Origin of the sequence: Variovorax sp. H27-G14 (assembly GCF_046156345.1) — a bacterium.
GTDB lineage: Bacteria > Pseudomonadota > Gammaproteobacteria > Burkholderiales > Burkholderiaceae_C > Variovorax.
In genome coordinates this window covers 49,316-62,791 of sequence record NZ_JAYLVN010000022.1, presented here as the reverse complement: position 1 = coordinate 62,791, position 13,476 = coordinate 49,316, and the positions used below count along the sequence as shown (strand labels likewise).

11 protein-coding genes are annotated in these 13,476 nt (G+C 68.3%); all 11 read left to right on the top strand.

Annotated features, from left to right (window positions below; all coding sequences use genetic code 11):
• Positions 1-26: 26 nt before the first annotated feature.
• Positions 27-752, top strand: a complete 726-nt coding sequence (gene pncA / locus VLK31_RS31440; protein ID WP_409172408.1) for a bifunctional nicotinamidase/pyrazinamidase — start codon at positions 27-29, stop codon at positions 750-752.
• Positions 753-781: 29 nt separating this feature from the next.
• Positions 782-1,942: an ABC transporter substrate-binding protein gene (locus VLK31_RS31435; protein WP_409172407.1), complete on the top strand. Its 1,161-nt coding sequence runs from the start codon at positions 782-784 to the stop codon at positions 1,940-1,942.
• Entirely contained in the window at positions 1,920-2,420 is a 501-nt protein-coding gene (locus tag VLK31_RS31430) for a (2Fe-2S)-binding protein (RefSeq protein ID WP_409172406.1), read from the top strand. The genes VLK31_RS31435 and VLK31_RS31430 overlap by 23 nt, the downstream gene beginning before the upstream one ends.
• A gap of 397 nt (positions 2,421-2,817) precedes the next feature.
• Positions 2,818-6,576, top strand: coding sequence for a molybdopterin cofactor-binding domain-containing protein (locus tag VLK31_RS31425; protein WP_409172405.1), 3,759 nt, complete (start codon positions 2,818-2,820; stop codon positions 6,574-6,576).
• A 156-nt stretch (positions 6,577-6,732) separates the two neighbouring features.
• A complete protein-coding gene (locus VLK31_RS31420; RefSeq protein ID WP_409172404.1) occupies positions 6,733-7,923 on the top strand; it encodes a fumarylacetoacetate hydrolase family protein in 1,191 nt (396 codons plus the stop codon).
• A 150-nt stretch (positions 7,924-8,073) separates the two neighbouring features.
• Positions 8,074-9,171: a type VI secretion system protein TssA gene (tssA, locus tag VLK31_RS31415; protein WP_409172403.1), complete on the top strand. Its 1,098-nt coding sequence runs from the start codon at positions 8,074-8,076 to the stop codon at positions 9,169-9,171.
• A gap of 87 nt (positions 9,172-9,258) precedes the next feature.
• The gene (tssB, locus tag VLK31_RS31410; protein ID WP_409172402.1) at positions 9,259-9,837 is read left to right on the top strand and encodes a type VI secretion system contractile sheath small subunit; all 579 of its coding nucleotides are present in this window, start codon (positions 9,259-9,261) and stop codon (positions 9,835-9,837) included.
• Positions 9,838-9,862: 25 nt separating this feature from the next.
• Entirely contained in the window at positions 9,863-11,371 is a 1,509-nt protein-coding gene (gene tssC, locus VLK31_RS31405; RefSeq protein WP_409172401.1) for a type VI secretion system contractile sheath large subunit, read from the top strand.
• A 49-nt stretch (positions 11,372-11,420) separates the two neighbouring features.
• Positions 11,421-11,903: an Hcp family type VI secretion system effector gene (locus tag VLK31_RS31400; protein ID WP_409172400.1), complete on the top strand. Its 483-nt coding sequence runs from the start codon at positions 11,421-11,423 to the stop codon at positions 11,901-11,903.
• 137 nt (positions 11,904-12,040) lie between these two features.
• On the top strand, positions 12,041-12,931 hold the full coding sequence (locus VLK31_RS31395) for a type VI secretion system accessory protein TagJ (RefSeq protein WP_409172399.1): 891 nt from the start codon (positions 12,041-12,043) through the stop codon (positions 12,929-12,931).
• Positions 12,928-13,467 carry a type VI secretion system baseplate subunit TssE gene (tssE, locus tag VLK31_RS31390; protein WP_409172398.1) on the top strand — a complete coding sequence of 180 codons (540 nt, stop codon included), beginning with the start codon at positions 12,928-12,930 and terminating at the stop codon, positions 13,465-13,467. The genes VLK31_RS31395 and tssE overlap by 4 nt, the downstream gene beginning before the upstream one ends.
• Positions 13,468-13,476: the final 9 nt, after the last annotated feature.

Here is a 13,476-nt window from a genome sequence, read left to right as displayed (position 1 = left end):
TTTTTCACCCTCCCGGAGTCCACGCCATGCATCGCAGAACCCTTGTGAAATCCGCCGCCGCCTTCGGGTTGGCCAGCGGCCTCGGCAGTTTCGGTTTCAACGCCTTCGCGGCCGGCAAGATCAAGCCCGGCGCCAAGGCGGCGCTGATCGTGGTGGACGTGCAGAACTGCTTTCTGGACGGCGGCACGCTCGCGGTGAAGGGCGGCAACGAGGTCATTCCGGTCATCAACGCGCTGGCGCCCGCGTTCGAGAACATCGTGGTCACGCAGGACTGGCACACGGCCGGCCATGCGTCGTTTGCCAGCACCTACAGCGGCAAGAAGCCCTTCGAGACCACCAAGCTCGCCTACGGCACGCAGGTGCTGTGGCCCGACCACTGCGTGCAGGGCACCGACGACGCGGCGCTCGGCAAGGAGCTGAAGGTGCCCACGGCGCAGCTCATCATTCGCAAGGGCTTCCACAAGGACATGGACAGCTACTCGGCCTTCGCCGAAGCCGACCACAAGACGGCCACGGGCCTGGCCGGCTACCTGAAGGCGCGCGGCATCAAGACGGTGTACGTCACCGGCCTGGCCACCGACTTCTGCGTGGCCTGGACCGCGATGGACGCGCGCAAGGCCGGCTTCGACGCCTACGTCATCGAGGACGCCACGCGCGGCATCGACCTCAACGGCTCGCTGGCCGCGGCGTGGAAGCAGATGGCGGCCAAGGGCGTCAAGCGCATCCAGTCCGCAGACATTCAGACCGCGTGACCCACCCACCCCACGAGACACCCCGACGCATGAAGCTTTCGATTTCAAGGCGCGCCATGCTGGCGGGCAGCGCAGCCCTGGCCCTCGGCCCGGGCCTCCTTCGCTTGGCGCGCGCGGACAACGGCGTGAGCGACACCACCATCCGCATCGGCCAGTCGGCTGTGTTCAGCGGGCCGGCCAAGGACTTTGGCGTGGACTACCGCGCCGGCATCAAGCTGTACTTCGACCGGGTGAACAAGTCGGGCGGGGTGAACGGCCGCAAGATCGAGCTCATCAGCTACGACGACGCTTACGACCCCGCGAAGACGGCCGTCAACACGGCCAAGCTGATCGACGAGGACAAGGTCTTTGCGCTCACCGGCTACGTGGCCACCGGCAACCTAGCCGCCGCGATGCCGCTGGCCGAGAAGGCCGGCGTGCCGATGTTCGCGCCGCTGGTGGGCACCAGCTCGTTTCGCGCCAAGGTCAACCACCACCTGTTCCATGTGCGCGCGGGTTATGACGTGGAGCTGCGCAAGATCATCAGCCACCTGTCGACCATCGGCATTCAGTCGATCGCGGTGGTGTACCAGGACAGCGCCTTCGGCAAGTCGAACCTCGCCACCTGCGAAGAGCTGGCCGCCGACTACAAGGTGAAGGTGCTCAAGACCTTTCCGCTGGCCATCACGGCGGAAGACGCCAAGGCGGTCGTCTCCGGGTTGGCAGAGGCCAAGCCTGGCGCGGTCGTGATGATCATGGCCGGGCGCATGGTCGAGGTGTTCATGCGCGACTACCGCGCGAGCGCCGGCGGTGCGCCGCTGTACACGCTGTCGGTCGGCATCACCGATGCGGTGGGCTCGGCCAAGCGGCTCGACGGCAAGCTCGCGGGCCTGGTCACGGCCAGCATCGTGCCGCCGCCGCAGGCGCTGCGCGTGCCCATCGTGGCCGACTACCAGCGCGACCGCGCGGAGTTTGGCGAGAAGATCGACAGCTACACCTCGCTGGAGGGCTACATCGTGGCGCGCGTGATGGTCGAGGGCCTGCGCCGCGCGGGCAAGACGCTCACGCACGACAGCTTCATTGCCGGACTGGAGAGCATCGGCAGCACGCGTTTCGGCGAATTCCCGGTCGAGTACAGCGCGAAGAACCACAACGGCTCGACCTTCGTGGACCTGGAGATGTACACCCGTGACGGCCAGTTGCGGCGCTGAGCCGCTGCACCTGCGGGTCAACGGGCAGGCGCAGGCGATAGAGGGCGTGCCGCGCGAGGCGACGCTGCTGCACCTGCTGCGCAACGACCTGGGGCTGAACGGTCCCAAGTACGGCTGCGGGCTGGGGCAGTGCGGCGCGTGCACGGTGCATGTGGACGGCGTGGCCGCGCGCGCCTGCGTGATTCCCGCGCACGGCGTGGCGGGCCGCGCCATCACCACGCTCGAAGGGCTGGGCGCGCGCGGCGCCTGGCATCCGGTGCAGGCCGCGTTCGAAGACGCGCAGGCCGCGCAGTGCGGCTACTGTTTGAACGGCATGGTGATGCAGGCGGCGGCCTTGCTGGCACGCGACCCCGAAGCTGACGAGGCGCGCATCCGCGCGGAGCTGTCGGGCAACCTGTGCCGTTGCGGCACGCACATTGAAATTCTGGATGCGGTGCAGCGCGCCGCTGTGCGCATGCGCGCGAAGGCACAGCCATGAGCGGCCCGCGTTGTCCCCTCTCCCGCATGCGGGAGAGGGCTAGGGTGAGGGCAGGGGCCTTCGCGAAAGCATTGCCTTCACAAGCGCCGCTGACCCTCACCCCAGCCCTCTCCCAGAGGGAGAGGGAGCAAGACGGGGACATGGGGCAAGACAGGGAGCGGGGGCGGACCCGCGTCGAATTCTTCTCGGCCGACGCCATGCTGCTCATGGCACTCGAATCCACGAGCGGCCCGCGTTGTCCCCTCTCCCGCGTGCGGGAGAGGGCTAGGGTGAGGGCCGGGGCCTTCGCAAAAGCACATCCCTCACAAGCGCCGCTGGCCCTCACCCCAGCCCTCTCCCAGAGGGAGAGGGGGCAAGACGGGGCCATGCAGCAACACAGGGATCAGTTGCAAACGCCATGACCCGCCGCGCCGATCTCCCCCAGACCCGCGCCGAATTCCTCTCGGCCGACGGCGTGCTGCTCGTCGTGCGCGACGCTCCGCCCGCGCCGCCGCCCGTCAAGGGCCAGCCCGCGCTGATCGCCGGCAATCCGATCGAAGGCGACGAGGTGCTGCTCGCCGTGTGGGACGACGGCAGCGCCTCCGCGCTCAACGGCCACGTCGACCTGGGCACCGGCATCCAGACCGCGCTGGGCCAGATCGTGGCCGAGGAGCTCGACCTCGGCATGCCCTGCGTGCGCGTGATGCTCGGCGACACCGCGCGCGTGCCCAACCAGGGCGCGACCATCGCGAGCGCATCGATCCAGATCCATGCGCAGCCCTTGCGCCTGGCCGCCGCGCAGGCACGTGCCTGGCTGCTGGCACGCGCGGCCGAGCGGCTCGGCGTGCCTGCCGAAGACCTGCAGGTGCGCAACGGCGTGGTGCGCGTCACCGACACGCCCGATCGTCACCTCAGCTACGCCGAGCTCGTGGCCGGCCAGCGCACCGTGCTGCGCCTGGACACGCAAGCAAAACCCAAGGACCCCGCCGACTACCGCATCGTCGGCACACGCCAGGCGCGCGTCGACATTCCCGCCAAGCTCGCCGGCGAGCTGGTCTTCGTGCACGACATGCGCGTGCCCGGCATGCTGCACGGCCGCGTGGTGCGCCCGCCTTACGCGGGTGCGGACCATGGCGAGTTCATCGGCAACACGCTCGACGCGGTTGATGCGTCGTCCATCGCGCACATTCCCGGCATTCGCGCCGTGGTCGTCATTCGCGACTTCGTCGGCATCGTGGCCGAGCGCGAGGAGCATGCCGAACAGGCGCTGCGCGAACTGCGCGTGTCCTGGAAGCCCTGGCCCGGCATGCCCGACCTGAGCGACGTGGCACAGGCCCTGCGCGACAACCCCTCCACCCAGCGCCTGCTGGTCGACGAAGGCGACGTCGACGGCGCCATGGCCGCCGCCGCGCAGCCCATGCGGCGCACCTACGTGTGGCCGTACCAGATGCATGCGTCCATCGGCCCGTCGTGCGCGCTGGCCGACTGGCAGCCCGCCGACGGCAGCGGCATGCAACTGCGCTGCTGGGCCGGCTCGCAGAACCCGCATGTGCTGCGCGCGGACCTGGCCAGGCTCATGGGCGTGGAAGACGTGCAGGTCGACGTGGTCCGCATGGAAGCCGCGGGCTGCTACGGCCGCAACGGCGCCGACGACGTGGCCGCCGATGCCGCGCTGCTGGCGCGCGCTGTGGGCGCGCCGGTGCGCGTGCAGCTCACGCGCGAGCAGGAGCATGCGTGGGAGCCCAAGGGCGCCGCGCAGCTCATGGAGATCGACGGCGGCCTCACGGCCGACGGCCGCGTGGCCGCCTACGACTTCGAAACCTCCTACCCGTCGAACGGCGCGCCCACGCTGGCGCTGCTGCTCACGCGCACCATCGAGCCGGTGGCGCAGGCCTACGAAATGGGCGACCGCACCGCGCGCCCGCCCTACAGCTACGACAACCTGCGCGTGAAGGTGAACGACATGGCGCCGATCGTGCGCGCCTCGTGGCTGCGCGGCGTGTCTGCGTTGCCGAGCTCGTTCGCGCACGAGTCGTACATCGACGAGCTGGCCACGGCGGCGGGTGTCGACCCGGTGCAGTTCCGCCTGCGCTACCTGCAGGACCCGCGCGCGGTGGAGCTGGTGCAGGCCACCGCGCAGAAGGCCGGCTGGCGCATGCGCACCGGGCCGCAGGAGCATGCGGACGGTGGGCTGGGGGAGGGCGGCGACATCCTCTTCGGCCAGGGCTTTGCGTATGCGCGCTACATCCACAGCAAGTGGCCCGGCTACGGCGCCGCCTGGGCCGCGTGGGTGGCCGACGTGGAGGTGAACCGCCAGACCGGCGAGGTTCATGTGCGCCGCGTGGTGGTGGGGCACGACGCGGGGTTGATGATCAACCCCGCCGGCGTGGAGCACCAGATTCACGGCAACGTGATCCAGACCACCAGCCGCGCGCTGAAAGAGCGCGTGCAGTTCGCGCCGCAGCAGCCACAACAGCAGGGCGGTGCGACCGCGGGCGGCGCGCAGCTGCCGGGCGTGCTGCCCTCGGGCGTGGTCGCAAGCCGCGAGTGGGGCGGCTACCCGATCATCAATTTCCGCGAAGTGCCGGTGATCGAGGTGATGCACATGCCGCGGCCCGGCGAGCCTTCGCTGGGCGCGGGGGAGTCGTCGTCGGTGCCGGGCACGGCGGCGATTGCGAATGCGATCTTCGATGCGACCGGGGTGCGCTTCAGGTCGCCGCCGTTCACGCCGGAGACGGTGCTGGCGGGGTTGAATTCACTCCCTCCCCCTGCGGGGGAGAGCGGGGGTGGGGGCGAGCGGCGCTTGAGTGGTGACGCCGTCGTGCCCCCATCCCAACCTTCCCCCGGAAGGGGAAGGAGCAAGACAGATGCGCTCTGGCCCCGGCGCAAGGGCATGTGGGCCACCGGCGCCGCGCTCGTCATCGGCGGCATCGGTGTCATCGCGGGCCTGCTCGGCTGGCGCTCCGTCATCGCGCCCGTGTCGCTCACCGCGCCGGTCTACAGCCAGTCGACCATCGAACGCGGCCGCGTGCTGGCGGCGGTCGGCGACTGCGCCGTGTGCCACACCGCTGCGGGCGGCGCACCCAACGCGGGTGGGCGGGCCATGGACACGCCCTTCGGCACGCTCTACACCACCAACCTCACGCCCGACCCCGACACCGGCCTGGGCCGCTGGTCGTTCAGCGCGTTCCAGCGCGCGATGCGCGAAGGCGTCTCGCGCGACGGCCACTACCTGTACCCCGCCTTCCCCTACACCGCCTTCGCCAAGAGCAGCGACGACGACCTGCAGGCGCTGTATGCGTACTTCATGTCGATGCCCGCGGTGCGTGCTGAAACGCCCAAGTCGCAGCTCAGCTTTCCGTTCAGCGTGCGCCCGCTCATGGCCGGCTGGAACGCGCTCTTCCACGACCCCGCGCCGCTGCAGCCCGTGGCCACGCAAAGCGCGGAGTGGAACCGTGGCGCTTACCTGGTCAACGGCCTGGGCCATTGCGGCGCCTGCCACACGCCGCGCAACGCGCTGGGCGCGGAGCAGGGCGGCGCGGCCTTTCTTTCGGGCGCGATGGTCGACGGCTGGGAGGCGCCCGCGCTCACGCAGCTGTCGAAGTCCGCCGTGCCCTGGGACGCCGACGAGCTGTACCGCTACCTGCGCCAGGGCCACACCCAACGCCACGGCATGGCCGGCGGCCCGATGGCCGAGGTGGTGCGCGAGCTGCAGCAGGTGCCCGATGAAGACGTGCGCGCCATGGCCACCTACCTGGGCTCGTTCAACCCCGCACCGGCAGCGCAAGCCACTGCAGTGGCCCAACAGGCGGTCGACAACGCCGCGCGCACGCAGGGCGGCTTGCTCGGCCCCGCGCAGCGCATGTTCGACAGCGCCTGCGCGTCATGCCACCACGACGGCAACGGTCCCACGCTGCTGGGCGTGAACACGCCGCTGGCGCTCAACAGCAACCTCACGAGCGACCGGCCCGACAACCTGCTGCGCACCATCCTCGACGGCGTGCGCGAACCCGCCACGCGCGACATCGGCTTCATGCCCGCGTTCCGCGAGGCGCTCGACGACCGGCAGATCGCCGAGCTGGCCGGCTACATGCGCGCGCGCTTCGCACCGCAGGCGCCGGCGTGGCAGAACCTGCCGGCCGAGGTGGCACGCGTGCGGGCCGCGCCGGGGCACTGACCGGCCACGGACCCACCACGAACCGTCCACGGACGGTTCACGGACCGTTCACGCACCGTTCAATGGCGGGAAAACGAGCGCCCTCCGGCCGGGCGTTCGCGTGAAGCCGCCGCTACGATGCAGCGCAGCAACGTACACATCACGGAGACAACCGCCATGCCACTCGACCTTTCGACTTCTTCCAGCCTGCCCCGCGACGCCGAGCGCGCCACCCTCGTCGGGCGGCTCTGGCAGCCCGGCGTGGGCCCCGTGCTGGTGGCCGTGCACCAGGGCGACCTGTACGACCTGTCCAAGCTCGCGCCCACCATGAGCGACCTGCTGGAGGCCGACGAAGCGCCTGCCCAAGCCGTTCGCCGCGCGGTGAAGAGCGCGCCGCGCATCGCCTCGCTCGAAGAGACCCTGGCAAACAGCGATCAGAGCGACGGTGGCCCGCGCGACACCGGCAAGCCCTGGCTGCTCGCGCCCTGCGACCTGCAGGCCATCAAGGCCAGCGGCGTGACCTTCGTTGCGAGCCTGCTGGAGCGCGTCATCGAGGAGCAGGCCCGCGGCGACGCCTCGCGGGCCGAGGCCACGCGCGCGGCCATCGGCGGCGTGCTGGGCGACAACCTCGCTGACATCGTGCCCGGCTCGCCCGAGGCCATGAAGGTGAAGGAGGTGCTCATTGCGCAGGGCGTGTGGTCGCAGTACCTCGAAGTGGGCATCGGCCCCGACGCCGAGATCTTCACCAAGGCCCCGGTGCTTGCGGCCGTGGGCACGGGCGCCGACGTGGGCATTCATGCGGGCTCGGTGTGGAACAACCCCGAGCCCGAGGTGGTGCTGGCCGTCAACAGCCGCGGCGAGACGCTGGGCGCGGCACTGGGCAACGACGTCAACCTGCGCGACTTCGAAGGCCGCAGCGCCTTGCTGCTGGGCAAGGCAAAAGACAGCAACGCCTCGTGCGCCATCGGCCCCTTCATTCGCCTGTTCGACGAACACTTTGGTATTGCCGACGTGCGCCGCATCACCGTCGCGCTGGAAGTGACCGGCCCCGAAGGCTTCACGCTCGAAGGCTCCAGCTCGCTGTCGAAGATCAGCCGCGACCCGCTCGACCTGGTCGCGCAGACCATCGGCAAGCACCACGCCTACCCCGACGGCTTCATGTTGTTTCTTGGAACTATGTTCGCACCGACACAAGACCGTCACGGACCTGGGCAAGGATTCACCCATGTCGTGGGGGACCGTGTGCGCATCGCCGCACCCGAACTCGGCGCCCTGGTCAACCGCGTGGTGCACGCGGACCAGGCGCCGCGTTGGACTTTCGGTGTCGGCGCGTTGATGCGCAACTTGGGTGCACGCGGACTGTTGTAAACGTTCCGTAGACGTTCTGGCGGTGAGGCCAAAGGAGGTGTACTCCTTTGTAATTCACCGCTCGTACGTTGGCTCCGTTGCTGTTGACCGCGCTGCGCGTTCCCCTCAAGATAACTGTTGTTGACGAACAGTTAACCAAGGGAGAAGAGGTTGTCGCAAAGCGAAATCGAACTATTGCAGTCGGTGGTGGATGGCGCGCGCGCTTGCGGCGAAGACCTCGAATACGACCCTGATTTTCTGGCCCTGCAGCAGGCCACCACGGGCAAGCGCGAGCAGCAGTTCGGCTCGACCATCATCCCCGCGGAACCCCCCGACTGGGCGCGCGTGGAGCGCCTTGCCAAGCAACTGTGCAGCCGCACGCGCGACCTGCGCGTGCTGGTGCCTCTTACGCTCGCATGGACCGAGAACCGCGGCCTTCCGGGCTACGTGGAAGGGCTCCAGCTGGTGCACGCCGTGCTGCAGACCTTCTGGAGCGAGGTGCATCCGGTGGTGGTGGACGGCGACTTCGAAGACCCCCTGCCGCGCATGAACGCACTGGCCGCGCTGGCCGAAGCCGAAGGGCTCGGGCGCAGTGTGCGCGACGCCAAACTGCTCGACGACACCGGCACCGCCATGAGCCTGCGCCAAGTGGAGGCGCTGCTCGATTCGAGCAAGGCCGACCACCAGATCGACTACCCCGGCGGCATCGGACGGCTGCGCGACGCGGCGCGGCGCGCGCACGAAAAGTCGGCACCCCCGGTGGTGGCCCTGCGCGAGGCCATCTTGTTGCTGCAGGGCATTCGCGAGACCTGCGAGCGTGCACTGGGCCAGAGCTGGGCGCCCGACTTCTCGCGCCTCGAACGCTCGCTGCGCACCGTCATGCAATTGCTGCCCGAGCAGGCACAGGCCGACATGACGAAAGTCATGGAGGCCAACGCCGGAGCCCCTCTTCAAGGTGTGGAACTTTCCACTACACCTGCGCAAAGCCACGCCGAAAGTGCTGCAGATGGCGGCATCGGCCTACGCGCGCCGCGCATCAAAGACATTGAAATAGCCAGCCGTGACGACGTGCAAGTGCTGTTGAAAAAAGCTTGCGAATATTTGGAGCGCGCCGAGCCCAGTCATCCCGCGCCCATGCTGATACGAAGAGCACAGCGGCTTCTGGATCTGAATTTTCTGCAGATCATCGAAGAGCTCGTGCCGGAGGGATTGCAAAAGATCGAGAGCCTTGCAGGGCGCCCATCCAGCGGCGCCGGCAGCGCCGAGTAACCGCGCCGCATCGCCAACCAAAGGGCAGCAGCAGCGGCAGGGAGGGGCGCGCGTGCCCCACGCATTTCAGATTCAAGAGGAAGCTTTATGGCAGACAACCGTGTCAGAAACAGTGGTCAGAAGTTCATTGCGCGCAACCGTGCGCCGCGCGTGCAGATCGAGTACGACGTGGAGATCTACGGCAGCGAACGCAAGATTCAGCTGCCCTTCGTGATGGGCGTCATTGCCGACCTGGCGGGCAAGCAGACCGACCCGCTGCCCGACCTCGCGGAGCGCGAGTTCATGGCGGTGGACATCGACAACTTCGACGAGCGCATGAAGTCCATCAAGCCGCGCGTGGCCTTCCAGGTGCCCAACACGCTCACGGGCGACGGCCAGATGAATGTCGACATCACCTTCGACAGCATGGACGACTTCTCCCCTGCACGCATTGCGCGCCAGGTGGGCGCGCTGCAGCACCTGCTGGAGGCGCGCACCGAGCTGTCGAACCTGCTGTCTTACATGGACGGCAAGAACGGCGCGGAGCAACTCATTGCGCAGGCGCTGCAGAACCCGGCGCTGCTGAAGTCGCTGGCCTCGGCGCCCAACCCGGCGGTGGCCAAGGCGGTGGAAGCCGCGAACGAAAAGTCGGGCGCCTCCGGCAACCCCGCAACGCCCTCCGAGTAAGCGCGAGCAGCAAGGACACAGCCCCATGAGCACCGCCCCCCAGAAGACCGCCACTCAGGCACAGGCCACCGTCGAGGCGCTTGCGCCCAACGAGTTCTCCGACCTGCTGCAACGCGAGTTCAAGCCCAAGACCGACCAGGCCCGCGAGGCGGTGGAGAACGCCGTCAAGACGCTGGCCGTGCAGGCGCTGGAAAACACCGTCACCGTCTCCAACGACGCCTACCGCTCGGTGCAGGCCATCATCACGGAGATCGACCGCAAGCTCTCCGAGCAGATCAACCAGATCCTGCACCACGAAGAGTTTCAGCAGCTCGAAGGCGCATGGCGCGGCCTGCACTACCTGGTGAACAACACCGAGACCGACGAGCAGCTGAAGATTCGCGTGATGTGCGCGTCCAAGCGCGAAGTGGCGCGCTCGCTCAAGCGCCACAAGGGCATCGGCTGGGACCAGAGCCCGCTGTTCAAGAAGATCTACGAGGCCGAGTACGGCCAGTTCGGTGGCGAGCCCTTTGGCGCGCTCATCGGCGACTTTCACTTCGACCACAGCCCGCCGGACGTGGAGATGCTCGGCGAGATGGCCAAGATTGCCGCGGCCGCGCACTGCCCCTTCATTGCCGGCGCATCGCCCACGGTGATGCAGATGGAGTCGTGGCAGGAGCTGTCGAACCCGCGCGACCTGACCAAGATCTTTCAGAATACAGAGCACACCGCCTGGCGCTCGCTGCGCGACTCCGAAGACGCGCGCTACATCGGCCTGGCCATGCCGCGTTTTCTGGCGCGCCTGCCCTACGGTGCGCGCACCAACCCGGTCGACGAGTTCGAGTTCGAGGAAGAGACCGACTCGGCCGCGCACAACCGCTACACCTGGGCCAACTCGGCCTACGCCATGGGCGTGAACATCAACCGCTCGTTCAAGCAGTACGGTTGGTGCACGTCGATTCGCGGCGTGGAGTCTGGCGGCGCGGTGGAGAACCTGCCCACCCACACCTTCCCCACCGACGACGGCGGCGTGGACATGAAGTGCCCCACCGAAATTGCCATCAGCGACCGGCGCGAGGCCGAGCTGGCCAAGAACGGCTTCATGCCGCTGGTGCACCGCAAGAACTCCGACTTTGCGGCCTTCATCGGCGCGCAGTCTTTGCAGCTGCCGGCGGAGTACTACGACGCCGACGCCACGGCCAACGCCAACCTGGCCGCGCGCCTGCCGTACCTGTTCGCCTGCTGCCGCTTTGCGCACTACCTGAAGTGCATCGTGCGCGACAAGATCGGCTCGTTCCGCGAGCGCGAGGACATGGAGCGCTGGCTGAACGACTGGATCATGAATTACGTCGACGGCAGCCCCGGCACCTCGTCGCAGGACACCAAGGCCATGAAGCCGCTGGCGGCCGCCGAAGTGCAGGTGGAAGCCATCGAAGACAACCCCGGCTACTACGCCGCCAAGTTTTTTCTCCGGCCGCACTACCAGCTCGAAGGGCTGACGGTGTCGTTGCGGCTGGTTTCGAAGCTGCCGTCCAACAAGAAGGACAGCAGCTAATTCAACGGCGACCCGACACCGGGCGCACACACCTCAGGGAGTCAATTCAATGGCAGTAGACATGTTCATGCGCGTCGAAGGCGCGGGCGGCGAATCGAAGGACGCGAACCACAAGGACTGGAGCGACATCAAGTCGTTTGCATGGGGTGCCACGCAGCCCGGCAACATGGTCAGCGGCGGCGGCGGGGGCGTGGGCAAGGCCAGCTTCAACGACCTCCAGGTGCTCGCACGCATCGACAAGGCCGCACCTGCCGTGCTGAAGAACTGCGCCAGCGGCAAGCACCTGGCCAAGGTGGAAGTGTCGGTGTGCAAGGCCGGCGGCGGGCAGATCGAATACACCCGCGTCACGCTCGAAGAAGTGCTGGTCACGTCCGTGCAGTACACGGCCGAGCAGGGCTCCGACGCCGTGTTCGTGCAGTACGCCTTCCAGGCCGCGAAGGTGAAGCAGCAGTACTGGGAACAGACCGAAAAGGGTGGCAAGGGCGCCGAGACGGTGCTGGGCTGGAACCTGAAGGAAAACAAGGAAGCCTGATCCGCTTGCGGGTGTCGGCTGCAGGTGCGCGACCGGTCTTGGGGCTGGTCGTGCCGGTTTCCCGACGGTCTGCAAGGCCGTCCTTCGCACAGTGGCTTTTGTTGCGCCACGTGCCCGTCAGTCAGTGAGGAAGCGTCATGGGAGTTACCGGAGTTACCGGAGCTATTGCACAAGGGTTTGCCGTTCTTGGCGAGCAGTCCGTCGCCGAGCACATCGAAGCGGTGCAGCGGCAGATTCGCGCCAACCCCCAGAACGCCGGCCTGCGGCTGGCGCTGTGCCACTTTCTCGCGGTGCGCGGTGAATGGGAGCGCGCCGAGGAGCAGCTCAAGCGCGCCACCCAGCTGGACACCACCTTCACCCCCGCCAGCGTGACTTGCGCGATGGCGCTCGCGGCGGAACGCCATCGCGCAGACGTGTGGAACGGCACACGCGCGCCAATTTTGCTGGGCGGCAATGCGGAGTGGGTCGAGCAGCTGATCGCCGCCGCGGCGCTGCCGCCCGAGCGCACCGACGAGGCCGCCGCCCTGCGTGAAAGCGCACGGCAGGCCGCACCTGCATTGCAAGGCGCACTGACCCAGGTGGACCGCAGCGATTCGCGCGCCGCGCAGGCGCTGGACGGCGAGCCCGTCGAGCGCACTGCTTTCACCTGGCTGTGCGATGGCGACGTGCGCCTGGGCCCGGTGCTGGAGCTGCTCACGCCCACGGGTTATGCATGGCTGCCATTGACCGAGGTGCGCCGCATCAAGTTCTCGCGCCCGCGGCACCTGGTCGACCTGCTGTGGGCGCCCGCCGAAACCGAGCGGCACGACGGCCGTGCGCTCAACGGGCTGGTGCCCGTGCGCTACCCCGGCCCGCTCGAAGGGCTGGACGACGACACCGCCCTCGGGCGCCGCACCGACTGGCTGCCTCTGGCCGGCGAAGAGCAGTACGCGGGCCAGGGCCAGCGCACGCTGATCAGCGAGGCCGGCGACCATTCGATGCTCGACCTGCGGCTGATCGAATTCAATTCAGAGGGCACCGCCGCATGAGCGCCATGCTGGATACCGAGGGCGAGCTGCAGGAAAGCGTCGCGCGCGACCGACTGCAGCCCGTGCTGCTCGACCGCCTGACCGACACCACGCCGCAAACCCGCCATGAGCGCGCGGGCGCCTTCCTCATGAGCGGCAAGCTGTTGCGCGACTCGGTGCTGCGCGACCTGCAGTGGCTGCTGAACACCGCCAACTTCGGTGCCGACCACGACATCAACGCCATGCCGCGCGCGCGCCGCTCGGTGCTGAACTACGGTGTGCGCGGCTGGGCCGGCGGGCGCATGTCGGAGGTCGACTTCGCCGACGTGGAGGCCGCCATTCGCGGCGCCATCATCGACTTCGAGCCGCGCATCATGAAAGACAGCATCGACGTGCGCTGCGTGACCGATGCCAACGACCTGGAGCACCACAACCTGCTGGCGCTGGAAATCCGCGGCACGCTGTGGTCGGTGCCATACCCGATCGAATTCATCCTGCGCTCGGAGCTGGACCTGGAAAGCGGGCACATGGTGCTGCGGCCGACTGGAGGGCTTTGATGCGGCGCG

Bases quoted from the DNA above. Each gene is read 5' to 3' on its own strand.
- pncA (WP_409172408.1), top strand. From the start codon at position 27: ATGCATCGCAGAACCCTTGTGAAATCCGCCGCCGCCTTCGGGTTGGCC.
- VLK31_RS31435 (WP_409172407.1), top strand. From the start codon at position 782: ATGAAGCTTTCGATTTCAAGGCGCGCCATGCTGGCGGGCAGCGCAGCC.
- VLK31_RS31425 (WP_409172405.1), top strand. From the start codon at position 2,818: ATGACCCGCCGCGCCGATCTCCCCCAGACCCGCGCCGAATTCCTCTCG.
- VLK31_RS31420 (WP_409172404.1), top strand. From the start codon at position 6,733: ATGCCACTCGACCTTTCGACTTCTTCCAGCCTGCCCCGCGACGCCGAG.
- tssB (WP_409172402.1), top strand. From the start codon at position 9,259: ATGGCAGACAACCGTGTCAGAAACAGTGGTCAGAAGTTCATTGCGCGC.
- tssC (WP_409172401.1), top strand. From the start codon at position 9,863: ATGAGCACCGCCCCCCAGAAGACCGCCACTCAGGCACAGGCCACCGTC.
- VLK31_RS31400 (WP_409172400.1), top strand. From the start codon at position 11,421: ATGGCAGTAGACATGTTCATGCGCGTCGAAGGCGCGGGCGGCGAATCG.
- VLK31_RS31395 (WP_409172399.1), top strand. From the start codon at position 12,041: ATGGGAGTTACCGGAGTTACCGGAGCTATTGCACAAGGGTTTGCCGTT.
- tssE (WP_409172398.1), top strand. From the start codon at position 12,928: ATGAGCGCCATGCTGGATACCGAGGGCGAGCTGCAGGAAAGCGTCGCG.